We start from the raw sequence: 25235 nt of genomic DNA, 5'->3' as shown, positions 1-25235 counted from the left end.
TATGTTTGCTTTTTTTGTGAAAAAAACATACATTTTTTATTTAAATCTGAATTAAAGAGTGGTATTATTAAAAAGTTGCTTTGCTAAAGGAGATTATAATGTCTGAAGAATCACAGGCGTCGCAAGGCACCGGAATCTTTTCAAAAATCGAAAGCAAGTTTCAAGTAGCGGGTATTGGCGGTGTTGCCTTTATCCTGATGGCTATTTTGTTGGTAGCCGTCTTGAGCCTACGTTTGTTGCCAAATAACATTGCTGGCGCGATGTTTTCCTTAGTTATGCTTGGTGGTGTTTTCTTCTATGTTGGAAACAACCTACCAATCATGCGCTCATACCTTGGTGGAGGGTCAGCCTTCGCCGTTGTTGCCGGTTCGATCTTAGCCGGTACAGGGATTGTGCCTAAGGAAGCCGTAACAAGTATTCATACCTTTGTCTCTGATGTCAACTTCTTGGAGTTCTATATCGTGGCTTTGATTACCTCAGCCATTTTGAAGATGGACCGTAAGTTGTTGTTGAAATCAGCTGTGCGTTTCTTACCAGTAGCCTTTGGGGCAATGATTATTTCATTCTTTGTGGTTAGCTTTGTTGGGCAATTGCTCGGTCTTGGCTTTAATCACACAGCGTTGTACGTTGCCTTCCCAATGATGGCCGGTGGAATTGGAGCCGGGATTGTGCCACTGTCAAACATTTATGGGTCAGCCCTTCATGTTTCAGCCGGTACAATCTTGAACCAATTGTTCCCAGCCGTTGTTCTGGCAAACTTGATGGCCATTATCGGTTCGTCATTGTTGGTTAAGTTTACCGCCAAGTCAAAGATGAATGGTCAAGGTCAATTGTTGAAAACAGCAGGTGACATGGCCGCCGACAAGAAAAATGATGCCCCAGCCCTCAACTACTCACAAATGTTAGTTGGAATGATGGTGGCGTTGTCATTTTACATGGTTGGTACTTTGTTACACGCTTTGGTACCAAGTATTAACGCTTTCGCATTTTTGATCTTAGCAGTTATTGTCGCCAAGGCTTTGAACTTAGTTCCTAAGTTTTACGAAGAATCAGCCGTGATGTTTGGAAATCTGATCGTTTCGACAACAACACAAGCTTTGTTGGCTGGTATCGGATTAGCTTTGGTGGATATGAACAAGTTGCTGGCCACTTTGTCATGGCAGTTGGTTGTTTGTGCTTTAGTTTCAGTCGTAACGATTGGAATTGCGGGTGGTCTTTTGGGTAAGCTCTTTGGCTTGTACCCAGTTGAATCAGCAGTTTCAGCCGGTATGATTAACAACTCAATGGGTGGAACCGGAAACGTTGCTGTGTTGTCAGCTTCTGACCGGATGGGCTTGATTGCCTTCGCCCAAATGGGTAACCGAATCGGTGGCGCTATCATCTTGATCTTAGGTGGCCTCTTGATTACGGTTTTGCATTAATTTGCAAAATTGCTTTGTTAACCGTCCTCACATTATGTGAAGATGGTTTTTTGTTGTGATCAGACCGGAGTGTATGGTAAAAGAGGCCCTGCTGATTCACGACCAATCAGCAGGGGGATGGTCGGAAGGTATGGTGCTAGCGACAACTGCTAGTAGTTTCTGGACACTTTTTTGTCCTCTTAATCAAAGGAGCAGTCTGGTTATTTTAGGCACTGGAGCGCTCAATGTTAAAAATCAAATTTTAAAAAAGGCCTGCCTAATGCTTTTCAAGCTGTTAAGCAAATTCAAATGGTCGATCAATAATATATCGTTCGGGGTTTAGCAGGACTGCTGGTACCGTTTTTTATTCCGGCTAGTGATCGATTAGTGAAACAAAAGCTTGTATTATATGGCCAACCGCTTTAACACACAAAGACTGGTTAATTTATTTTGGCGAAAAAATGTTGATAGCTATAACCCGATCATGCTCTCGTGTGGCTTGGCAAGTAAGAAAACTTTTGGCTGTCAACACTAATGGTACGAGAAAATCAATGCTGATTTAATCCAGTGAATCCTGTGTCACAGCTAGGAAGACCGGGGGCTAAACTGGTCTTTTTTTGAACAAAAAACTTTGACAAATACTCGAAATCTTCCTATAATAGTAGACAACATTGTATTGGGTAGAAGTGCGGACTGGCGTAGTTGCCAGTTTGAAGGAGGCTTATGGCAGAACGGATTCCACAAAGTGTAATCGATGAAGTTCGGTCGCAAACCAACATCGTCGATGTCATTCAAAATTATACCCAGTTAGTGAAGCGCGGTCGCGAATGGAACGGGTCTTGCCCATTTCACGAGGATCGGCGCCCTTCACTCTTTGTTGATGATAAAAAGCAGGTTTTTCATTGTTTCTCCTGTGGACGCTCGGGAACCGTTTTTTCTTTTTTAATGGAAAAAGATGGTTATAGCTATCCGGAAGCTGTCCTATCCTTGGCGAAGGATCTTAACTTATCTGGTTTAGATAAGTACCAGGGTCAGCCGTCGGCGCGAAAAGAACAGTTTGCCGCGATTTTCGATTTATATCAAAACGCCGAGCGATTGTATACGCATATTCTGTTAAATACAACAGCGGGTGAACAGGCTTTGGCTTACCTGCATGATGACCGTCAGCTCGATGATGAGACGATCAAACGGTATGGGTTGGGTTTTGTCCCAGCGAACAATGTGTTATTGGCTTATGCCAAGGAACATAATTTGGCTGATAAGCTCCTCTTAGAAAGTCAATTATTTATTGATCAGGATGGTGAAATCAGCCGCGACCGCTTTAATAATCGAATTGTTTGGCCAATTAAGGATGTTAGAGGTCAGGTTCGGGGCTTTTCGGGCCGGTCACTCGATCCGAATAACCCAGCTAAGTATATGAACTCACCAGAGTCGCCCTTTTTTAATAAGGGAGACTTGCTGTATAATTTTGATCAAGCCAAACCGGCTATTCGATCTGGTCAACCGGCCATGATTTTTGAAGGATTTATGGATGTGATTTCGGCCGCTCTGGCAGGGGCAACTGGTGCCGTTGCCACAATGGGAACGGCGTTAACCGAGCACCATGTGACTGATTTAAGTAAAATCACGGATAAAATTCTCTTGGTCTATGATGGTGATGCGGCTGGCCAAAAGGCAGCTAAACGTTCGATACCGTTAATTCGTCAAGTTGCCCCTCAAGTTGAAATTGGGGTTGTTTCTTTACCGGATGGCCGTGACCCTGATGAGGTCCGGCGTGACCAGGGGTTAGAGGTCTTAAAGCAAGATCTTGGCCACAGCGTTTTGACACCGACTGAATTTTTGATTCAAGCAGCTAAAAATGGTAAAAACCTGGAAAATCAGTCTCAGTATCTCGATTTCTTAAAGGAGACATGGCCGATTTTGGCTGCAGCAAGTCCGGTTGAACAGGATTATTTTTTACGGCAGTTCAGTGAAGAATATGGGTCTGACCTTGCGGCACTCCGGCAAGAGTTCCAGGAGTTTATTGCTCATCGACCGATACAGGCTGTTCAACAGGCGCCATCAAAGAAGCAGTGGCCAAAGCCTGAAACTGATCAGAATAGCTGGGCGGATGCTGCATGGCAACCGGATTATTCGGATGGCTTTGAATCGTTAGCTGCTCTTGGCGCACCAACCAGCAAAACAGCTTCTGCTGATGATTTAGCTGGGCATTTAAATGCTGGGTTAACCCGGACGGAGCGGGCAGAGCAGGGACTCTTAATGGCAATGATTAAGTCACCAGTGGCCATGAATGTGGTCAAGGGGTTGCCTGATTTTGCCTTTGTCCATCCAGAATATCAACTGTTAATGATGCTGTATGAAGCATATATGAAACAGGGGCAGCAAAGTTTTGATTTAGCCAGCTTTTTAGACTTTGTTCAAAAGCCTGATTTAAACCAAAAAATGATGGCAATCGATCGAGAATTTGGTACACTAGAAGTTCAACGGGATGCGGTTAATGACTATCTTCGTGTGATTATGAAAGAGGCTCCTTATGAAAGCCAAGTTGAGGCGTTAAATAAGAAGATTGCCTTAGCTAAAAATCAGCACGATGAAATGGCTCTGATTCAACTAGGGACAGAGCTTATTAACCTAAGAAGAAAGTATTCCCAGCAATAGGAGATATAATGGCAAAAATTTCAAGTTCAAGTAAAATTTCCGAAATTAAAGCTTACCTTGATGAGCAGCATATTGCTTACCATGGTCGAGCTCGTAAAGCGGAACTGTTGGCCTTAGCTGAAGGTAAGACGCCTGAAGAGGCGGCTGAAATTGCCAAGCAACCTGTTAAAAAGCCAGCCAAGAAGTCTGGCCCAATTAAGTCGGCTGCCTATGACAAGGCTGTTCGTGAATTATTGAAGGAATACAAGCCGGCTAAGCAAATTCAATACCGTGAATTGTCTGAAAAAATTGCGGAACCTTTCCACCTGGATACTGAAAACATCGAACGTTTGATGGAAAAGGTTGAAGATGCTGGTATTGCCATTGTTGATGAAAAAGGTGAGCCCGCACCAGAAGTTCTGCAAGCCAAGCAAAACAAGCCATCGAAAGATGAACTAGATAACGCTGAAGATACTTCTGGCATTAAAATTAATGACCCTGTCCGGATGTATTTGAAGGAAATCGGTCGTGTTAACCTTTTGCAAGGTGATGAAGAAATTGAATTGTCTAAGCGAATTGAAGCTGGGGATGAAGAAGCCAAGCAGGAATTAGCGGAAGCTAACTTGCGTTTGGTTGTTTCCATCGCTAAGCGTTACGTTGGCCGTGGTATGCAATTCTTGGACTTGATTCAAGAAGGGAACATGGGCTTGATGAAGGCTGTAGACAAGTTTGATTACACTAAGGGCTTTAAGTTTTCAACTTATGCTACCTGGTGGATTCGTCAGGCCATTACACGTGCCATTGCCGACCAGGCCCGGACAATCCGAGTCCCTGTTCACATGGTTGAGACGATTAATAAGTTAATCCGAATTCAGCGCCAATTGCTGCAAGATTTGGGGCGTGAACCACTCCCTGAAGAAATTGGAGCTGAAATGGACTTGACAGCTGACAAGATTCGCGAAATCTTGAAGATTGCTCAAGAGCCTGTTTCATTGGAAACACCAATTGGTGAAGAGGATGACTCCCACTTGGGTGACTTCATTGAGGATAATGAAGCCGTTTCGCCAGCAGATTCTGCTGCTTATGAGATGCTTCGTGACCAATTGGAGTCTGTTTTGGATACGCTAACTGACCGTGAAGAAAACGTCTTGCGTTTGCGCTTCGGTTTGGAAGACGGACGGACACGGACTTTGGAAGAAGTCGGGCGAGTCTTCGGGGTTACCCGCGAACGTATCCGTCAGATTGAGGCCAAGGCGTTGCGTAAGTTGCGCCACCCATCACGGTCAAAGCACTTAAAGGATTTTATGGACGAAAACTAGGACTTTATTTACCCATCAATCCGTTAGAATATTTTTGATAAGATTCGGTATTTTACCGAATCTTTTTCATGTCAAACGCCAGCTAACCGGCTGGCAAATTGGCACTAATCAAACAATTAGCGGTTCATCAACCATCCCGCTTGAACAAAACTAGGAGTACAATATGAACGAATTTAACCAAAAATCAACTTCCAAAGCGTTAAGCCTCACACTAACTGCCGTTGTGGCTGCCCTTTATGCGGCAATCACAATGCTAGTCGCCCCCATCGGCTTTGGTCCTGTCCAATTACGTTTATCCGAAGGGCTGAACCATTTAGCAGCTTGGAATAAACGCTATGTTGTTGCCCTTGGCTTAGGGGTTTTGATTGCCAATCTGGTTTCACCTTTGGGCTGGATTGATTGGGTCTTTGGAACATTGGGGACAGTGATTATGACCGGGTTGACTTACTTGCTAACTCGTCAGGTACAAAAGCCATTGGTCAAAATTATTATCTCAACGATTGTTGTTTTGACGATTGGAATGGGGATTTTGGCGGCAGAATTTACGTTTGCCTTTGCCATTCACGCACACGGGGCCTTCGCTCCGGTTCAATCATCAGCTTCATTACTGACTAACTGGCTCTCTTACTATGTTTCATTAGTTCCGGGCGAGTTAGTTTCCTTGGTTGTTGGTGGAATTGTCATCTACGCCTTGTCAAAGGTCGTTAATTTAAAGAAATAATGATTGAACAAAATTATCACAATCAAAAAGTATTCCTAACCGGTGCCGCTTCTGGCATCGGTTTTTGCCAAATGAAGACCTATTTAGCTGCTGGTGCCGAAGTTGTGGCGGTCGATGTGCAAGAAATTGATTATGAGTCAGACCGGTTAACCAAAATTCAGGCGGATTTAGGCCAGAAAGAGGAACTGGACGCTTTGGTAAATCAGCTTTCAGCGCGGGTAGAAGCCTTTGATATCTTCTTGAATACGGCCGGCGTCTTGGATGGCTTTCAACCACTGCTAAATCAAGACCAAGCAACCATTGATCAAGTTCTTTCAATTAACCTGCAGCCGGCCATTGCTCTAACACAAGCTGTTTTACCAAAGATGATTCGTCAAGGGCATGGTATCTTGGTTTATATGGCATCCATCGCCGGTCTGCAGGCTGGTGGCGGCGGGGCTGCTTACACCATGGCAAAACATGCCCTGATTGGTTTAACGAAGCAGGTGGCCTTTGATTATGCCAAAGACGGCATCAGGGCGAATGCCATTGCTCCAGGTGCGATTAAAACTGCGATGAATGCAGCTGATTTTGCCGGTGAGGGAAAGATGGCACAAGAGGTCGCCAAACAGACGCCAGCACAGCGCTGGGCAGACCCTCAGGAAGTCGCTGATTTGACCCTATACCTAACCAGCCCACAAGCGAGTTATATGAATGGCACGGTTGTGACGCTCGATGGCGGTTGGACACTCGGTCATTAAATAATGGACGTTTTTTAATAAAAAATCCTTTGAATTGATGTTGATGATATGACATCAGGATCAGAAACGAGTGAAGGTGTGACTGTCCTGTTCAAAGTGGGGGGTGTTGATGGTGGGCCAACTGTTGATGCACATTCTTGAAAAAGGAACAGCCAGGTATCCGTTACGGAAATTATCATGATACTATTCCCCTTGGAATGCTGATTTTAAAGTGATTATTACGGTAATTGATCGAATCCAAAACATTGGTAGTCAAAAAATTAGCCAGTTACCGTTTTACAGTTTTGTGAGGGAAATGATAATTGAAGCAGCCACTTCTTTGGTAATGATGATCATAGCTGAATTGGAGTGAAAAGACTTCATCTGCGCAGAATGCAGTCAGAATTACTGACTTCGGTTTGAAACTGGAGGTGGTTTTGATTTACACTAAGGGTAGTTACAAAAGTAAAAAAAAGAGGGGATTTGTTCAATGGAAAAGTCAATTTTGCAAGAAACAACGAAGCTCGCTAACGGTGTTGAAATGCCGGTTTTTGGTCTCGGTGTTTGGAAGTCTTCTAATAAGGAGGCCGCCGATTCCGTCCAGGTAGCAATTAAAAATGGTTACCGGCTGATTGATACAGCTAAGCAGTACGGTAACCAAGCAGGTGTTGGTTATGGGATTCAACAGGCCTTGAAGGACAACCGTTTGAATCGTAAGGACTTGTTTATTACCACCAAGGTCTTTAACGGTGACCAAGGCTATGAAAGTACTTTGAAAGTCTTTGAAGAGCAATTGAAGCAATTGCGTTTAACTTACTTGGACCTATTGTTGATTCACTGGCCGGTTGATGGCAAGTATGTCGACACTTGGCACGCTGTTGAAAAGCTTTACCGTGAAGGCAAAGTTCGTGCCATTGGAATTTCAAACTTTAACGAAGAAAAAATTCAGGAATTGTTGGAAGCCGGTACCGTGATGCCACAAGTCAACCAAATGGAATTTAACCCATTGGTTCAAGAAGAATCACTCTTCACCTATATGAACGGAATCGGGATGGCAATGGAAGCCTGGGGACCATTGGGTGGTGGTGAAGCACTCGCAAACCCAGTTGTCGAAAAGATTGCGCAAGCCCATGCCAAATCAGTTGCTCAGGTGATTTTACGTTTTGACTACCAAATGGGGGCCATCACGATTCCAAAGTCTGCCCACGAAGAGCGGATTATTGCTAACAGTCAAATTGATGACTTTGTTTTGTCACCTGATGAAATGGCTGAAATTAAGGCATTGAACCAAGAAAAGCACAGTATCTGGTACCAAAACTTTGCTTGGCATAAGGGTAGTGAAGCAACTGGCGTAAAGGACGAAGTTTCTCACTGGGACGATGTTGAAGAATATCTGAATAAGCCCGTTCAATAAGCATAACGGCTGAAGGGGGGTTCAATGGAAGTTTTAAAGTATCTGGAGGCCTTGCAATATGAATCAGCCGATACTGTGATGGGATCGATTATGAGTGCAGCTAATTTCCCAGCGTTGGCTGGAATTGAAGATGCCTGTGATGTGCAATATAGCACGACCAACCAGCATGATTTACAACAGATTGCTCGTTATCAACCAATGTTTTATAACGTGGCCGAACATCGCTTGGTTAATCAAGCAGATGTTTTGCGCTTGCTAGATTTGGTCACACAAAAGCAATAACTGAGTTGCTCTGCCATTATTGGTGGGGCTTTTTTGTTCGAATTGTACCAGTGATGGGCTATCTGGGTCCAGTGCAGGAATAAAATTAAAACTAACGAGAAAAACTACCAGGGTTATCTAAACGGCCCGTTTGAACAGTTTTCGCTATTCTCAAATTTTAGCTGATTTAGCAATTAAGATTAGTTAGGTAGCCTGTTCATAACAGATAATGAAATTAAAAAGAAGTTAGTCGAAAAATATTGTGGCTAACTTCTTTTTTACTTGAAAATAGGATGTTTGGCTTTGTTAAAGCTGGTCAGAGAAATTTTGTAGGTCTGCTCGATACAGCCGTGGAACTTGACTGAGATCGGCAACAGTCTTGGCGCCCAAGAGGGTCATTAGTTCTGGTAAGGCCTGTTGCCAGTTCGTGATTTCTTTTTGTAAGGCTGAGGGGCTCTCCGTCATTAAGACTTGCAGGAAGTGACCGGCAGATGAGGTTGTTTTTGCTCCTAAAATCAGGGCGGTGACAACATCGTTAATGGTCTGAATTCCACCTGTGGCAATTAACGGTGAATTAATCGCTGCCTTTTGCCCCGCCAAGAGTGTTTCAACCGTGCTGAGCCCGAAGGGACTCAGATCTAAAGGGTTCTCATTTTGCCGGTCACGGCGTTGCTCGATTTGGGCAAAATTTGTTCCATTAGCACCACCGACGTTAATGGCCGCTGGTTTGAGGGCTGAGAGCTGTTTCAGGAGGTCTGGGCCCATGCCAAAACCAACTTCCTTGATGATGACGGGTACGGACGATTTAGCAATCACGGTAGCCAAATTGTCGATCCAGTAAAAGCGTCGGTCACCTTCCGCCATGGCCAATTCTTGGCCTAAATTGACATGGAGCTCGATGGCATTGGCATCAATCATGTCTATTGCCGCTTGGACGTTTTGAATGGGGTGGTCAGCGCCGAGGTTGGCAATTAAAAAGCCTTCGGGATGATTTTGCCGAACAACCCGGTAGGATTCAACTTGACTGCTATCCTTTAAGGCCACGGATTGGGAACCGACTGCCATCGCTAAGCCCGTTTTTTGGGCAACGGTGGCTAAATCAGCATTAACCTTGGTACTAGCAGAAGATCCACCAGTCATGGCCTCAATATAAAAGGGCCAGGTAAAGTCTGCGCCGAGGATCTGAGTGGTTGTTTGAACGTCAGCGACCGCGCTGTTTTTCAGGGGTCCTGGAACCCAACGGACAGCGTCAAAGCCAGGTCCGATTACTGGGTTTTCCTGGTCTCGCCAAAACTTGGTTGCAAGCGACAGGTGTTCGTTTTTACGGTTTGAATGAGTAGTGGCCATCTTAAAAATCTTTCACAGTAACACGGAATCTTGCCAGAGTGCTGGTAAGAGAAGGTGGAGGGTGGTTCCTTGGCTAGCTTGTTGAAAACCATGTCCTTGAGTTTCATTCTCAAAGATGACAAAGCCATTGTCGCCATAGCCGGCACCAGAGACCTTACCGGCGAGGCTCCTTTGTCCTAAGAGCGTTAAAAATTGACGAAGGGCAGGGGTCAGGTAGCCGGTTGGCAAGGCCTTTTTCAAGAGGTCCTGATTGTTCTTGAGCCCTTGTAGCAAACCATGGTAATCGTGGTTTTCAATCGCGAGGGCTGCCTGAGTCACAGCTTCTTTTGATTGACGGGCAAAGTCAGTCTGCCAAAAGCCCTTGGCGAGCGCTTTTTTTGTTGAAGCGGGTTGGAAAGTGGCAACGATGCCAATTTGCCAATTTTGGGGCCAAGGAAGCGGCTTAATAGCGAGCTTCGACCAGTCGAGCTTGGAAAAATCAGCTAGGGTGAGGGTCGTTGCTTCCACTTGCTTCAGCCAGTCAGGAGCCTGATAGAAAATCACACCGGTAAAAGTAGCCGATGCTAAATCGCCAAGGGAACCTGAACCTTGAATAAAGTAGTGGGCGAAGGCTGCTTGGCGGAAAACTGCTTGTAGGCTGTCTTCTTGATTAAAGTAAGCGACCAAGCCCTTGATGATTGCGACCGAAACGGCAGCAGATGAACCCAAACCAAGCTTATTGTGGTCAACCGCCATTTGCGAGGAAATGGTCAACGATAAACCAGGTTGCTCGGTGAGTTTAAGGTCTAGGTGCTCTTGGTAGAAAAGGACCAAAGCCGCCTTGACAAAGGACCAAGTCCCCAAAAATGAGCTATTTGTTTCCTTTGTCAGTTCAGCTAAGGCAGCCCAGGTCAAAACGAGTGGTTCTGGCAGGGCGTCCGATTGAACAACCAAGGAACCCGGCATGAGGCGGTCGGTTTCTGCGACATGAATGGTTAAACCACGGTCAATAGCAGCCAAAAGAGCCGGTTGACCGGGTTCGGTGACAGCATATTCGCCGGCTAAAAAAAGTTTGCCGGGAATTTTGACGGTGGTTGTTTTCATAGTGGACGTCCTCTAGTCTTCAAAGCTAATGCCCGGACCCGGTGTTGCGATTTGGAGGCGCAACTTGCGGAATTTTTCTTGAAGCTTGTCTTTGATGGTTTCAGCCTGATCTTGGTTGGTAATAATCTTAACGTTTGGTCCGGCATCAATCGTGGCATAGGCCAGGAAGCCTTCAACCCGGAGTGCCTTAACGAAGTCCAAAACATCGAGAGTCATTTGGTTAAAGTAAGTGAAGCGCCGGTCAGTCGCCGTAATATTTAACTCATGCATGGCTAAGGCGTTTTCTTCGGCTAGTTCGCCAATTTTGTGCAAATTCTGATTGGCAATGGCTTCCTGCATGGCCGTAAATTGGACATGTGATTGTTCAACCCATTCTGAGTACTTGGGTGAAGTCATCGCCCGCAGCATGCCGTCAGAAGAAGAAACTTTTTTGACAGTTCCGGCGATTTCACAAACCACCAGGGCAATTGGTAAATCAGTAGCCGGTAATGCCTCGGCAAAAGAAGACTGGTTATCATGTCCTTCGTGCCAGACGGCAAAACCAGGGAAAAATGACCGGGTTGCTGAGCCAGACCCACGGCGCGCCAGGCGAGATAGGTCAGTTAAGGACAAATCCCAGTTTTGGTAACGAGCGACGGCGGCTGTCAAGGCTGCAAAGGATGAAGCCGAAGAGGCGAGACCCGCAGCTGTCGGAACAGTATTCTTGGAAACAACCGTGAGGGGACCAAAGTCCTCAATTTCCTCACGTAAAAAGTCGAGAAAGTTGTGGATCCGAGTTGGGTCCTGCATCATGTTGTTAATCAACAACGTATCTTCTTTACCGGCCGTAACCATGGTCTCAGTGTAAAATTCATCCAGGGTTAATGACAATGATGAGGTGGTTGGTAGGTTGAGTATCTTATCTTTTTTGCCCCAGTATTTGATGAGAGCAATATTGGTGTGCGCTTTGGCAGTAGTTGTTTTATCGGTCACAGTGCTTTCCTTGGTAAAATTTAAATTTATTAGTGGTTTATCAGTAGTTAAAAAACGGTCCGTGCTTATTTGTTTTGAAAAAACGCAGTTGAGCAAGGAGGGACCTTAATCTGATTTTTAATGGGCTGCTGACAGCGGTTGAATCCAAGTTTCCTTGGCACCAGCCCGCTTGAGAGCGGTCGCAATTTTTTGTGCATGGTCGTTATTTTTTGCCAGAGCAAACATGGCCCCACCAATGCCAGACCCGGTTAATTTGGCACCCAGTGCGTCTGCCGCTAGTGCGGCATTGACGAGGGTATCGAGCTTGGGGTGTGAAACTTGAAGGGTTTGTAGGTCCTTGTGGGCGTCGGTAAAGAGCTGGCCCAAAGTTTTGGGATCGTTATTGGCCAAAGCTTCTTTAACCAAGAAAGCTAGCTGTCCGAGATGGTTAATGGCTCCCCAGGTTGGTTCATAATTTTTCTTGAGCTGGTCCTTAACGATATTAACGGCTCGAACAGTTTGACCACGAACGCCAGTGTCTGCAAGGACAAGGGTTGCTTCCAAGTTTGTCTGGAAGGAATCGATTTGTTGCTGATGAAACCAGACGGGCTCAACGGCCGAGACTGTGGCCGCATCAATGCCGGAAGGTGAACCGTGGGAAATACTTTCAGCTAAATTCGTATAAAAATTCAGTTGGTCCTGGCTCAAGCTTTGCCCGGTCCAATCAAAGAAGGCCCGGGTAATGGCAGTTGCCAGGGCGGCTGAAGCACCAAAGCCCCGCTCTTGGGGGATGAGTGATTGCACCTCTAATAAGAAGGGCTGGTCAGGTTCGACGAGGTTGGCCAGTAAGGCAACTATTAACTGGCGTAAGCCTTCTAAATCAGCACCAAGGTTGGCAATGTCAAAGGCTTGGTCACCTAAAATAACCGTTTGGCCGCTAGCAATCGCTTGCACACTGGCGGTCACTTCGAGATTTAACAGGGGGATGGCAACGGCCGGTTGTTGGTAAACAACGGCATGGTCGCCGATGAGAATGGCTTTGGCGTGTGAGTGGCCAAAGCCGGCATGATTTTTTTCCATATAAAAGACTCCAATTACTGCTAATATTGTACCGCACTGGGCTAAGTAGTGTAAAATAACTACTAGAGCAAAATGAAATTTAGGTCTAAAAAAGACAGTTTTGGGCCCAATTATGTCTTGGTCTCGAGATGAGAAAGGAGTCCTGATGAAAAAATCAGCCGCCTTTGTGATTGTCGATTTGGAAACCACTAACCCCTCCGTTGAAAAAGGAGGGCGGATTATTCAAATCGGGATGACCTTTGTAAAAAATAAAAAGATTGTCGAACACTTCGATTCATTCGTGAATCCAGGACAAACAATCGATAAAAAAATTCAACAATTAACCCATATCAGTCAAAAAGATGTGCGGGATGCACCCTTCTTTGAGGAACTTGCTCCCTCTTTGCGCGGGTTATTAAAGGATCAGGTTTTTGTTGCCCATAACGTGAACTTTGATTACCCTTATTTGAATGCCGAATTTGCCCGGGTTGGTTTGCCTGAACTGGACCTAATGGCAATCGATACTGTTCAACTAGCCCAAATTCTTTACCCAACGGCCCCAGGCTATCGCTTGTCTGATTTGACAAAGTACCTCGATTTGCCTCTTGTTCAGGCTCACCGAGCCAACGCTGATGCAGAGGCCACGGCGTATCTGATGCTATCGCTTTGGCACAAGGCGCAGGGCCTACCTGACAAGACGAAGAAGGAACTTTTGAGTGTGGATTGGAACCTGTTGCGTCAAAGCCAGGATTTCTTGGCTATGGCCATGAAGGACCGGTCCTCGGCTCCGGCATTTTTAGCCGAACGCATAGAGAACTTGGGCCGCCAGTCCGGTCACCAAAAAGTTACCAACCGGAACAAACCGGCTGGTAACTTGCTTTATCCCAAGACGCTTTCTGATAAAGCTGCCGCTTTAGGGCCTAGTTTTGCGGTCGAAAAAGACCAGAGTCAGGTGATGGACCAGGTGCAGCGCTTTTTGCAGCAGCGGAAACGAGCGGTTTGGCAGTTAACAACACCACCAGAAGTTCGGAAAACGTTGTCGTATCTATTGCCACTCTTTTATCAAAATCGCCAACAAGCGACCTACCTACTGGCTCACGACATTACGCTCTTGAACCACCAGGAGACCATTTTAGCAGAATTGCAGGATCGGCTACCTGGAGCCAACTTGTCGATTGCAAAACTCTATGCGCCACGAGATTATCTGGACGAGAAAAAGTTTCAAAAAGTTTTGGAGGCGGCTAAAAAGCAAGGCGGTATCTTTTGGCAAGCACGAGTCCTCGTTTGGTTAGCCGAAAGTGCCGACTTGGCCCTCGTGGACTTGCCAAAGGGTGTGCAAAATCAGCCTGGCTTAGCAGCCGTTCGTTCTGATGAAACTGGTCCGGCCTTTGTCAAAGCCTTTGACAAGGCGGCCCGTGCGAATGTGGTTCTTTTGACCTTTGCGGCATTTTTTGCCACTTCGGAAAATCTGGAAAGGGCAAGCCAGTACCAGGATCGGCCCGTAGCCATACTGGAAAAGCCAATTGCGCTTTTGACTGCTATTCAAGAGGGCTTTGGTCTGACGTTGCCCTTGAGCTTCTACCAAGACCAAGTAGCCCGCTTAGCTGATTTGGCTGCTAGTCTACCGAAGAAGACCCAGGGCCAGTGGAAAGTAGCCCTTCACAACTGGGAAGAGGCCAGCAACAAGATTGATGGCCAAGCGGAAGAAATTGGTCTGGTGAAAACCGGTAAGGCGGTCTTGAATCGCTTGTTGGACTTAGTTGATTTGGCAGCCGAAGCTAATTTTCACCACAAATTAACACAAGCTGATTTGACGGCTAAATTAGCCAAATTGTCTTGGTTATCGGCGCACCAGGAATATCTGGCCCATATCTCGTGGCATCTCCAAAAGGAACCGGCTGTTCAAAACTTGATTTTTGAGGTCAAGAACGACTTGCTTTACCAAAAATATTTCTTAAAGCAGGTCGACAAAGTCCTCGTTGTTTCGTCTTATTTACCGGATGATTTAGCAACGTTCCTCGCTCAGACGCCAGGAGCTCTCTTGCCTGAAAAAAGTGAATTCGAGGGGACGACGGATAACCAATTAACGACGGTGCTGACCACGAGCCGAAACGAAGACCAGCAAATTGGACAGCTGATTTTAGCCAAGGTTCAACACATAGTTCTGATTGTTGAGGATCATGCCGCTTTGAAGCATTGGTATTATAAGTTATCAGATCGGTATGGTGATGACTACGTTGTTTATGCTCAGGACCTTTCTTCTCCCCTCATTAAGGCTGTCCGGCAAAGCAGTCAAGAGGCCCGGTCGATTTTGATTGTCCTGCCAGAATATTTGTCGGCTATTTGGCAACAAAGCTTGCAAGTGCCGGCAGTGGCCGTGATTTCGCAGGCCCATCGCTGGGTTGATGTCACCACGCTTACCCCACTATTGATTGCCCTTCAAAAACAAGAAAAGTCCGTTTTACTTGCTTCTTTTAACCAGGACCAGGTTAAGGCGCTTTCGGATCGATTGGCAACTGTTAATAGTCGGTACAAACGGGTAAAGGCGAACTTTTATCAAAAAAATCTTTCATAAAATTAAGAAAAGACAGCCATTTTCGGCTGTCTTTTTTGTTAAAAAGATAATTTATTTTGTTAGGAGTGTTGACATGAGAAAAAATCTCATGTATATTAATGGCAACTTAATAAGTAATAGAGGTCGCAACCAACAAGAGTACCGAACAATGTTCGTGAAAGGGGCGGTTGCCGAAGCTGATGGGGTTAAAGCCATTTTGCTGGGCCAATAGTTAAGAGCTATTGGACTGTCGCTGCTAATGCAGCGGGGAGCTATTCAACTGTTTTTTTTGTGACTATTTTTAGACAATAATCCAAACGACAGGGATGAACCCCCGTTGTTTGGATTTTTTTATTGCCTAAGGAGGCTAACATGGTTGTCGCTAATCACCGTCCAAGTCGTTTATTGATTTCAAAGGCAGCGGTGGCCAAAAATTTGCAAGTCATGCGTGAAAGTAGTCACGCCAACTTTATTTTCATGACGGTGAAGGCCAATGCTTATGGCTTTGGTTTGTTAGAAATGAGTCAGGCTGCCGTTGAAGGCGGTGCCGATGGCCTTGCTGTGGCTGTGATGGATGAGGCAATTGCCTTACGTAAAGCCGGCTTTTGCCAACCAATCTTGGTTTTGGGCCTCACGTCTCCTGACTTTGCCCAACTAATGGCCGATTACCAAATTATTGCCACAGTTGCTGATCGTGAAACGTTGAAACGGGCCGAAGCAAATTTGCGTCTTGGCGGTCCTAAACTTCCGGTTAACTTGGCGGTTGATACGGGCATGGGACGGATTGGTTTTCGTGACCGGGAAGAATTGAGTGCAGCAATCGACGATGTACAAGATGCTGATTTCTTACTTTACCAGGGCATTATGACCCACTTTGCCACGGCTGATGCTGTTGACACAACATATTTTGAAGGTCAGTTGGCAACTTGGCACGAGCTCACTGATGGTCTGCCAATGCCACCGATGGTCCACTTGGCTAATTCGGCTGCAGCCTTATACCGGGTTGACCAGATGCCAATGGATGTCATTCGAGCAGGGACTTCGGTCTATGGTATTGAGCCCTCCGAAGGGGTGCTAAAGCCTGACAACTACCTAGAACCGGTCTTGACGCTTGAATCCGAGGTTGTGATGATTAAACAACTGCCGGCCGGTGCTTCCGTTTCCTATGGTGCTACTTATCAAACCACCAAGGATCAATGGATTGCAACTTTGCCAATCGGCTATGGTGATGGTCTACCCAGAGAAGCTGTTGGCTTTGAGGTTTTGGTTAATGGCCAAAAGGCGCCAATTGTTGGTAAGTTAGCCATGGACCAACTAATGATTGCTCTTGAAGAACCTGTCCCGGTTGGAACTAAGGTGACTTTTATTGGTAAAAATCGGGACCAGGAAAACACGCTGATTGCTTTTTCCCACTATTGTGAAATTGATCCATGGGAAATCACGATTGGCTTCCAAGACCGCTTAGCACGGTACCTGGTTGATTAAACCTCTAGGCTTCACCTAATAATATTTTGATTGAAAAAAGAAAAGAAGGAAAGATTCTTATGTCAAACCACTTGCAAGTAAATGACCAAGACCAGCTCATCATTGGTGGCGTGTTAGCCACTGATTTGGCCAAGGAATATCAAACGCCATTGTACGTTTATGACGTATTGACCATGCGTAAGCAGATGCGCGCCTTTAAGAAGGCCTTTGACCAAGCTGGTCAAAAAGGAGCCGTTGCCTACGCTTCAAAAGCATTTGCTTGTCAGGCAATGTATCAGGTGGTTGCTGAAGAAGGTCTGCACCTAGACCTGGTTTCCGCCGGTGAAATTTTTACAGCAGTGGCTGCGGGCTTTCCGATGGACAATGTTTCCTATAACGGGAATAACAAGTCACTTTCTGACTTAACCTTTGCTGTTGAATCCGGAGTCGGCACGATTATTATTGATAATTTTTTGGAACTTGATCTTTTACATCAGGTAATGGCGGATCGAAAGGGACAGCAAAACGTCATCTTGCGTGTGGTTCCAGGAGTCTCAGCCCACACTCACGATTACATTCAAACCGGTCAAGTTGATTCTAAGTTTGGCTTTGATTTGGAATCCGGTCAAGCTAAGCGGGCATATGAATTGGCTGAAAATGACCAAAGCTTGCACCTCCTTGGTTTATCGGCTCATATTGGTTCTCAGATTTTTGAAGAAGACGGTTTTGAATTGGCCGGCCAGAAATTAGTTGACCTGTGTGCTTCTTGGGATTACCAACCAGAAGTATTGGACCTTGGTGGTGGCTTTGGAATCGCCTATACGGATGCTGATCAGCCACGTTTACCAGAAGAGCTCGTTTTGGCATTGCTGAACAGCGTTCAGGAACAAACGGCTCAAAAGGGCATGCGTCAACCAGATATTTGGATTGAACCGGGTCGATCAATTGCCGGACCGGCCGGTTACAGTTTGTACACCGTCGGTTCACGAAAGGATATCCCGGGTGTTCGGACTTACTTGGCTGTTGATGGGGGGATGGGTGATAACATTCGTCCGGCTCTTTACCAAGCCGACTACCAGGCAGTCTTGGCCAACAATGTTCACGGAAAGCCGGCAGAACATGTTCGCTTAGTTGGTAAGTATTGTGAGTCAGGCGATGTCTTGATTCAGGACCAGGAGTTGCCCGTCACTGAGCCAGGCGACTTGGTAGCTGTTTTGAATACAGGTGCTTATGGTTATTCCATGGCTTCTCGTTACAACCGCAATCCTGTACCGGCCGTGGTTTTTGTTGAAAACGGCCTTTCACAACTGGTAGTTAGGGGCGAAAGTCTAGCTGATTTAACCAGCCATGACCGGCCTTACCAATTACCTGGTAAGTGGTAAAAAAGCGTATGTAGGGCATGCTTAATTTTATTAACCCGCCTTGCTTGGCTGAAAGAAACAATGGGATTTAAATAAAAAGAAAATAACCGGAAAAGGAAAACAAAACATGACTGAAATGGACACAGCAGCGATTATTAACTATCTGGCAACTTCTCAAAAGAAGACACCGGCCAAGGTGACCTTAGCGGGTGATTTGACTCAAATTACATGGCCAAATGATGTACAAGCCTTTATTGGAGAGAAGACTGGCAGTGTCTTTGGTGATATGCAAGTTATCCAAACAATTTTGGACGACAACCAAGCAGCCATTACTGACTACCATGTTGAATTAATTGCCCGTAACTCCGGGGTGCCGCTGTTGAACACTCAACACTTGAATGCCCGGATTGAACCAGGAGCTTTGATTCGTGACCGAGTTCAAATTGATGACCAGGTTGTCGTCATGATGGGGGCAATAATTAATATTGGTGCCAAAATTGGTGCCGGTTCAATGATTGATATGGGCGCTGTCTTAGGTGGCCGAGCTGAAGTTGGCCGGAACTGCCACATTGGTGCCGGTGCCGTCTTAGCGGGTGTGATTGAACCTGCTTCAGCAGAACCTGTTCGTGTTGGTGATGGGGCTTTGATTGGTGCCAACGCAGTGGTCATTGAAGGGGTTCAAGTTGGTGCCGGAGCGGTTGTGGCCGCCGGTGCGATCGTGACAGAAGACGTGCCTGAAAAAACCGTTGTTGCCGGTGTACCGGCTAGGGTCATTAAGCAAATTGATGCTCAAACTGAGCAAAAGACGGCCTTGGTTGCTGCCTTACGCGATTTGTAAACAAGGGGGATGCTGCAAAAGTCTGGGAGCTGGCCGCGCGCCTTAGCCGATTAGAGAGATAGTTTCATGGTCCATGAAAGGGAGGCTTTGATGTCCGATTCAACCATTAATTTAGTGCAGGTTCGGCGTGACTTACACGCCATTCCAGAGTTGGCCTTGCACGAGGTGCAAACGCAACAATATTTGAAAAAAACAATTGCCACCTTTGCCAGTGACTTCTTAACAATCAAAGAGGTGCCGGAAGTTGAAACGGCCTTGCTAGTTCGCTTAGCAGGGACGCATCCGAAAAAAACAATCGGTTACCGGGCTGATATTGATGCCTTACCCATTAAGGAAGAAACGGGCTTACCCTTTGCTTCAAAGCATCCAGGTGTGATGCATGCCTGTGGCCACGATATTCATATGACGGTTGCACTGGGAATTTTGGCTTACTTTGCGAAAAATCAGCCGAAAGATAATCTCATTTTTATCTTTCAGCCGGCTGAGGAATCCGAGGCTGGGGGTAAACGTTTGTATGAAGCCGGTGCGCTCACGGGTGATTTTAAACCGGATGAGCTCTACGCTTTGCATGACCAGCCAGCTTTGCCTGCCGGTCAGATTGCGACCAAAATGGGGACGCTCTTTGCTGGAACAACGGAGATTCATTTACAAGTTGTTGGCCAGGGTGGTCACGCGGCTTATCCACAGCAAGCAAAGGATGCTTTGCTTGCTGCTTGCTCCTTTGTCAATCAGGTGCAAACCGTGGTTTCCCGTAATGTTAATCCGATCCATGGTGGGGTCGTGACGATTGGTTCCTTTCACGCCGGTACCATTGGCAACGTTATTGCTGGTGAAGCTAAGTTGGCCGGCACAATTCGGGCCTTTACCCAAACAGACTTGGAGCTGATGCAAAAACGGGTCCGCGCGATTGCGGAGGGAATTGCCGCGGCCTGTGATGTTCAAATGAACTTGGAACTCATTCAGGGTGGTTACTATCCGGTTGAAAATAATCCAAAGACCACGGCAGCCTTGATGGCTTTCATGGAAGAAAATCCGGAAGTTGACTTTGTTGAAGCACAACCAGCAATGACTGGCGAAGACTTTGGCTTCTTACTCCAGCAGTTTCCAGGCACGATGTTTTGGCTTGGGGTTGGAGATCCCGAACACAGCCTCCATGATGCCCGGTTAAATCCCGATGAACGAGCCATAAATGCTGGTGTTCAAGCGATGGTTGCTTATTTTAACCAGCAAATGGCCCAGTAGCTAATACCTAGGTAAACTGATTTTTCAGCTTGCCAGTTAAAAAATGATTAAAGAGATGCAAGCAGTCGCTATAGCTAGAGATGAGAGAGGATGGCTTTTGATGATGACAGCAAATTTAATTACCGCATTAATTACCCCATTTACCAGTCAGAATGAAATTGACTATGAGGCCTTGGACCGTTTAACGGACAAGTTATTGAATGAAGGAACGGAGGGCTTTGTTATCGGTGGTACGACCGGTGAGTCACCTACGTTAACGACGGAAGAACGGCTTTCCTTATACCGTCACTTTGCCCAGTACGTGGACGGTCGAGGACCTGTGATTGCCAATGTTGGCACAAATAATACGACAGAGTCTGTGGCTTTAGCCGAAATTGCAAGCCAAATTGAGGGTGTGACTGGTATTTTAGCGGTTACGCCTTACTACAATAAGCCTGATCAGGATGGCATGATTGCCCACTTCACGGCAATTGCCAATGCCAGCCAAGTACCATTGATGTTGTATAACATCCCTGGTCGGTCAAGCGTTTCGATGACAAATGATTCCGTCTTGTTCTTAGCCCATCACCCAAATATTAATGCGGTGAAGCAAGTGACTTCGATCGACGATTTGGCCGTTTTGGTCAATCAAGCGCCAGAGGACTTTGCCGTTTACACTGGCGAAGATAGCCAAACATTGGCAGCGAAGGCCGTTGGTTGTGCCGGGACAATTTCAGTTGCCTCCCACCTTTATGGCCGGGAAATGCAGGCGCTCTTTACGGCTCTTGAGGCTGGTGATGTGGCCTTGGCAGGTCAGTACCAACGTTTTTTGACGCCGAAGATGAACGTTTTGTTCTCTCATCCATCGCCAAGTCCTGTGAAGGCCATCTTAGCTAAGCAGGGCTTGGTTGAAAATCAGTTACGTTTACCATTGCTGCCTTTGACTGAGCAGCAAACAGCAGAAGTAGAAGCCGTATTAGGCCGACAAGGAGTTATCGCATGAAAACCGTCTTTCTCGCAGGAGCCCAAGGAAAAATGGGTCAGTCAATTGAAGAACTGATTGAAGGACAAGCCGATTTTTCATTGGCTGGTCGCTTAACGACGAAAAAAGCATTGGACCAACAGTCGCAAAAGCAAGCAAGGACTGTGCCAACCTTTACTGACTTATCAGCCATTGATGTCAGTGCCGATGTTTGGGTTGACGTGACCAATCCAGCAGCTGCCTTTGAAAATGGCCAATACGCCTTAACTCATGGTTTTGACTTGGTGATGGGCACGTCTGGCTTACAGGCAGACGATTTGGAAAAATTACGGGCGTTGGCTTTGGAAAACGACCAATCGGCATTGGTTGTTCCTAATTTTTCAATGACGGCAGTCTTATTAATGCAATTTGCCGGCCAAGCGGCTAAATATTTGCCCGCTGCCGAAATTATCGAGGCACACCATGAGGATAAGGTTGATGCACCATCTGGGACGGCAAAGGCGACTGCTGATCTGATTGTTTCTGCCCGTCAAAAAGAACCTGCTATTCCACATTCGGCTGCCTTGGCCCGTGGTGACCAAGGTCAGGGAGTGCCAATTCATGCGATGCGTTTGCCAGGTATCTTAGCCGAAGAAACAGTTGTCTTTGGTTCTGCTGGAGAAACATTAACAATAAAACAATCAACTAATAATCGTTCGTCTTTCATGACTGGTGTTGCTCGTTCGATTCGAAATGTCAATGAAATTGTTGGACTAGAGATTGGTTTAGATAAAGTTCTCTAATTTTTTTCTAATAATATGGTAGAATGGTGCAAAGCAATGTAAAAAAATTTGTTTAGAATAGGAGTGGTTTTCATGGTTCAAGTCAAAGAAAGTTTGTCGAAGCAGTATAACCAATTGTTCGATATCGTGCCACCGGCGGCCATCAGAGCAGTTGACATTAAGTTGTCAGCAGTTCCAGATATCATCAAACTCACCCTTGGTGAGCCTGATTTTGCTGTTCCGGATGTCGTCAAAGAAGCCGTTAAAAAAGCAGTTGATGATAACGACTCCCATTATGCGCCTTCACAAGGAACTTTAGCCTTACGTCAAGCCATTTCTGATTATATTCATGAACGCTTGTCTGGCCCGATTTATGAGCCAAAAAGTGAAATTTCAGTGACTATCGGAGCTTCAGAAGCCATTTATGATTCATTGTCCGCACTCTTTAACCGCGGCGAAACGATTTTAGTACCAACACCAACATTTTGCTTTTACCAAGCTGAAGCCTTGCGTCTTGGCTTGAAGGTGGTCGAAATCAACACGGCACCTTCCTACTTGTTTACGGCTGAAATGTTTGAAAAGGCAATTCAAGAACACCCCGAAGCAAAGGGATTGGTGTTGAACTTTCCTGGTAACCCAACGGGTGTTACCTATGATGAAAAAGAGCTCCAGGAACTTGCTGCAGCTATCAAGAAGACGGACGTCTTGGTTTTGTCGGATGAAATTTATGCTGAGTTGACCTATGGCCAGACACACCAGTCGATTACAAGATATATTCCTGAACAAACGATCTTGATTAGTGGCTTGTCCAAGTCACATGCGATGACTGGATACCGGGTTGGTTTTATTGCCGGTCCAAAGGCCTTGATGAAGATGGTTGGCCTGGCGCATTCCGGTGTTGTGACGACGGCGCCAGGACCAATGATGGCTGGTGCTCTGGCTGCCTTAACGGTAGCTAAAGACGCGCCAAAGAAAATGCGCGATACCTATCAAAAGCGTCGCGACATTGTCCTCGCTGGCTTGCAGGAGGCGGGCTTTACGGCACCAACACCAAAGGGCGCCTTTTATATTTTTGCTAAGATTCCTGATTTTTTACCACAAGATGACGAAGCCTTCGTTTATGAATTAGGTGAAAAGGCTCAGGTGGGGACGATACCAGGTTCCGTCTTTGGCGCTGGGGGAGAGGGGCATATTCGTATTTCTTACGCAACTTCGACTGAAAAATTAGAAGAGGCGATGCAACGAGTCATTGCTTATGCCAAGACTGTTAAGGAAGCAACTGAACTTTCACCAGCAGAATAACGATTAAATAGCCATGAGCTCGGATATTATCCAATTTCTTGGCTATTTTTTTGCTATAATAAACAATAGTTACGACAAATCGGAGAAAGAATTTTTATGGAAGTTCACGATAACTTACGAGTCAGAATGGCCCGGCCCAAACGGTTTTCTTGGGTTAAATTTTTAATCGTCTTGGTGACAATTTTCCTGATTGTAGCCGGTGCTATTTATGCTTACGCCTACATGGCGTTACAGCCAATGGCCAAGGCTGAATCAAATGTGCAAAAAACGGTTAGCCAAAAAACCACATTGACCAACCTACATAATGTCACGGTGGATGATCGCAATGGCATGGTTTATGCCGTTCTTGGTCAGGATAGTGCTGGGCAACAAAAGGTGGCGCTCGTTCAGGGGAAGCATGGTACTGTGACCACTTTTGATTTTGGCAATGGCCTGTCACGGACTGATTTATTAAAGCGGATTAAGGCCAAGTACAATCCAAAAAAGGTTTACTCGGCTAACTTGTCACTTTACCAAAAGACTTTGGTCTGGGAAATCAGCTACGAGAGCCAAAATGGTGACATGAACTATTTGACAATGGATTACAAGACCGGCACTGTTTATCGGGCAATTAATGGAATTTAGGGAGAAAATGATGTTGCAAGCAAGTGATTTTTCAAAACGGACTCAAGCCGTCCAACCCTCAGCCACATTGGCCGTTTCTAAACAGGCGAAGCAGATGGCGGCCGCAGGAATCGACGTGATTAACCTTGGTGTTGGGGAGCCTGATTTTACGACGCCAAAGGCCATTAGTGAAGCGGCGATTGCAGCTATCAAAGGCGGCCAAACTTCTTTCTATACGCCCGTTGGTGGTATTTTGCCATTAAGAGAGGCCATTGCTGAACAAACAACTAAGAAAACGGGCCAGGCCTTGTCGGCTAACCAGGTGACGGTTACTTCCGGTGCCAAGTTGTCTTTGTACACGATCATGCAGGTACTCTTAAATCCTGGTGACCAAGTTGTCATGCCCGAACCCTATTGGGTTTCTTACGTTGAACAGGTTCGTTTGGCGGGTGGGGTTGCCACAACCGTGAAGCCTAAGACGGCAGCGATGAAGTTGACGCCAGCAGACCTCGATGATGTAGCCGGACCCGTCAAGTTGATTATCCTGAATAATCCTGCAAATCCAACTGGGCAGGTTTATAGCCGAGCCGAAGTGTTGGCTCTTTTGGACTGGGCTGATGCTCACGATAGTTTCCTCTTGTCTGATGAAATTTATGGCCAATTGGTTTACAATGGGCAGACGTTTACTTCAGCTTTAGCTTTGAAAAAAATCAAGAATTCGCGCTTGATTATTGTCGATGGGGTTTCAAAGTCCTATTCGATGACCGGTTGGCGTATTGGTTGGACAATTGCCGATGAAAAAATCATTGCCGAAATGAATAAGCTTTTGGGTCATATGACTTCTAATCCAGCCGCCGTTAGTCAATACGCTGCCTTGGCTGCCCTAACAGTTGACCAAAAGATGGTTGAGGATATGCGGGCTACCTTTGAAAGTCGCTTAAATGAAACATATGCTAAGCTGATAGCTATCCCAGGATTGTCTGTTGCGCAAAAACCAGAAGGAGCCTTTTACCTATTTTTTAAGGTTGATCAAGACCTTTTGGACAAATTGGGCCTAAAGTCAACGCTTGATTTTGCTACTGCGCTCTTAAAACAGGCCCACGTTGCTATTCCGGCCGGTGAAGGTTTTGGAATGCCGGGCTATTTGCGCCTATCATATGCGCAAGACCAAGAAACAATTAATGAAGCCCTCGACCGCATCATGGCTTTTGTTCAGTAGTTTTTTGTCCTAGTTGACG

The 25235-nt window shown here is 46.0% G+C and carries 21 protein-coding genes and 1 riboswitch; of the genes, 17 read left to right on the top strand and 4 right to left on the bottom strand.

What is annotated here, in order from left to right:
• The first annotated feature begins 98 nt into the window (after window positions 1-98).
• The 7 genes from ACSYSR_RS00710 (at window position 99) to ACSYSR_RS00680 (ending at window position 8492) form a co-directional block, all read left to right on the top strand.
• The gene (locus tag ACSYSR_RS00710; protein WP_489816414.1) at window positions 99-1421 is read left to right on the top strand and encodes a 2-hydroxycarboxylate transporter family protein; all 1323 of its coding nucleotides are present in this window, start codon (window positions 99-101) and stop codon (window positions 1419-1421) included.
• 702 nt (window positions 1422-2123) lie between these two features.
• Entirely contained in the window at window positions 2124-4058 is a 1935-nt protein-coding gene (dnaG, locus tag ACSYSR_RS00705; protein ID WP_489816415.1) for a DNA primase, read from the top strand.
• 8 nt (window positions 4059-4066) lie between these two features.
• Window positions 4067-5356 carry an RNA polymerase sigma factor RpoD gene (gene rpoD / locus ACSYSR_RS00700; RefSeq protein WP_181014002.1) on the top strand — a complete coding sequence of 430 codons (1290 nt, stop codon included), beginning with the start codon at window positions 4067-4069 and terminating at the stop codon, window positions 5354-5356.
• A 163-nt stretch (window positions 5357-5519) separates the two neighbouring features.
• Window positions 5520-6077, top strand: coding sequence for a QueT transporter family protein (locus ACSYSR_RS00695; RefSeq protein ID WP_489816416.1), 558 nt, complete (start codon window positions 5520-5522; stop codon window positions 6075-6077).
• A complete protein-coding gene (locus tag ACSYSR_RS00690; protein ID WP_489816417.1) occupies window positions 6077-6817 on the top strand; it encodes a 3-oxoacyl-ACP reductase in 741 nt (246 codons plus the stop codon). The genes ACSYSR_RS00695 and ACSYSR_RS00690 overlap by 1 nt, the downstream gene beginning before the upstream one ends.
• 469 nt (window positions 6818-7286) lie before the next feature.
• Window positions 7287-8210 (top strand): aldo/keto reductase, encoded by a 924-nt coding sequence (locus ACSYSR_RS00685; protein WP_489816418.1) that lies wholly within the window; start codon window positions 7287-7289, stop codon window positions 8208-8210.
• Between the two features lie 24 nt (window positions 8211-8234).
• Window positions 8235-8492, top strand: a complete 258-nt coding sequence (locus tag ACSYSR_RS00680) for a hypothetical protein (protein WP_252774096.1) — start codon at window positions 8235-8237, stop codon at window positions 8490-8492.
• A 285-nt stretch (window positions 8493-8777) separates the two neighbouring features.
• Here the strand turns inward: ACSYSR_RS00680 and fni are convergent, their stop codons facing one another.
• The 4 genes from fni to mvk form a co-directional block, all read right to left on the bottom strand.
• Window positions 8778-9818, bottom strand: coding sequence for a type 2 isopentenyl-diphosphate Delta-isomerase (fni, locus tag ACSYSR_RS00675; protein ID WP_489816419.1), 1041 nt, complete (start codon window positions 9816-9818; stop codon window positions 8778-8780).
• A gap of 12 nt (window positions 9819-9830) precedes the next feature.
• Window positions 9831-10901 (bottom strand): phosphomevalonate kinase, encoded by a 1071-nt coding sequence (locus tag ACSYSR_RS00670; RefSeq protein WP_489816420.1) that lies wholly within the window; start codon window positions 10899-10901, stop codon window positions 9831-9833.
• A gap of 12 nt (window positions 10902-10913) precedes the next feature.
• On the bottom strand, window positions 10914-11873 hold the full coding sequence (gene mvaD / locus ACSYSR_RS00665; protein WP_489816421.1) for a diphosphomevalonate decarboxylase: 960 nt from the start codon (window positions 11871-11873) through the stop codon (window positions 10914-10916).
• Between the two features lie 117 nt (window positions 11874-11990).
• Complete coding sequence (gene mvk / locus ACSYSR_RS00660; protein ID WP_489816422.1) at window positions 11991-12932, bottom strand: mevalonate kinase; 942 nt, start codon at window positions 12930-12932, stop codon at window positions 11991-11993.
• 145 nt (window positions 12933-13077) lie between these two features.
• On the opposite strand from mvk, the gene ACSYSR_RS00655 reads away from it, so the two are divergent.
• From ACSYSR_RS00655 to ACSYSR_RS00610, 10 genes are all read left to right on the top strand, one after another.
• Window positions 13078-15486, top strand: a complete 2409-nt coding sequence (locus tag ACSYSR_RS00655) for an exonuclease domain-containing protein (protein WP_489816423.1) — start codon at window positions 13078-13080, stop codon at window positions 15484-15486.
• Window positions 15487-15595: 109 nt separating this feature from the next.
• Window positions 15596-15748, top strand: a riboswitch (Lysine riboswitch).
• 89 nt (window positions 15749-15837) lie between these two features.
• Window positions 15838-16950 (top strand): alanine racemase, encoded by a 1113-nt coding sequence (gene alr / locus ACSYSR_RS00650; RefSeq protein WP_489816424.1) that lies wholly within the window; start codon window positions 15838-15840, stop codon window positions 16948-16950.
• A gap of 59 nt (window positions 16951-17009) precedes the next feature.
• Entirely contained in the window at window positions 17010-18311 is a 1302-nt protein-coding gene (gene lysA, locus ACSYSR_RS00645; RefSeq protein ID WP_489816425.1) for a diaminopimelate decarboxylase, read from the top strand.
• Between the two features lie 106 nt (window positions 18312-18417).
• On the top strand, window positions 18418-19128 hold the full coding sequence (gene dapD, locus ACSYSR_RS00640; protein WP_252774088.1) for a 2,3,4,5-tetrahydropyridine-2,6-dicarboxylate N-acetyltransferase: 711 nt from the start codon (window positions 18418-18420) through the stop codon (window positions 19126-19128).
• 90 nt (window positions 19129-19218) lie between these two features.
• A complete protein-coding gene (locus ACSYSR_RS00635; protein ID WP_489816426.1) occupies window positions 19219-20370 on the top strand; it encodes an N-acetyldiaminopimelate deacetylase in 1152 nt (383 codons plus the stop codon).
• Window positions 20371-20470: 100 nt separating this feature from the next.
• On the top strand, window positions 20471-21352 hold the full coding sequence (dapA, locus tag ACSYSR_RS00630) for a 4-hydroxy-tetrahydrodipicolinate synthase (protein WP_252774086.1): 882 nt from the start codon (window positions 20471-20473) through the stop codon (window positions 21350-21352).
• Entirely contained in the window at window positions 21349-22113 is a 765-nt protein-coding gene (gene dapB, locus ACSYSR_RS00625) for a 4-hydroxy-tetrahydrodipicolinate reductase (protein WP_489816427.1), read from the top strand. Before dapA ends, dapB begins: the two co-directional genes overlap by 4 nt.
• A gap of 72 nt (window positions 22114-22185) precedes the next feature.
• Window positions 22186-23394 (top strand): aminotransferase class I/II-fold pyridoxal phosphate-dependent enzyme, encoded by a 1209-nt coding sequence (locus tag ACSYSR_RS00620; RefSeq protein WP_489816428.1) that lies wholly within the window; start codon window positions 22186-22188, stop codon window positions 23392-23394.
• A gap of 96 nt (window positions 23395-23490) precedes the next feature.
• Window positions 23491-24018, top strand: coding sequence for a hypothetical protein (locus tag ACSYSR_RS00615; protein ID WP_489816429.1), 528 nt, complete (start codon window positions 23491-23493; stop codon window positions 24016-24018).
• Between the two features lie 10 nt (window positions 24019-24028).
• A complete protein-coding gene (locus ACSYSR_RS00610; RefSeq protein WP_489816430.1) occupies window positions 24029-25216 on the top strand; it encodes a pyridoxal phosphate-dependent aminotransferase in 1188 nt (395 codons plus the stop codon).
• The last annotated feature ends 19 nt before the right edge of the window (window positions 25217-25235 follow it).

It is taken from the genome of Fructobacillus sp. ESL1096 (assembly GCF_058511985.1).
The sequence above is the reverse complement of the archived record's forward strand: the minus strand, read 5'-3'. Positions and strand labels throughout refer to the sequence as shown.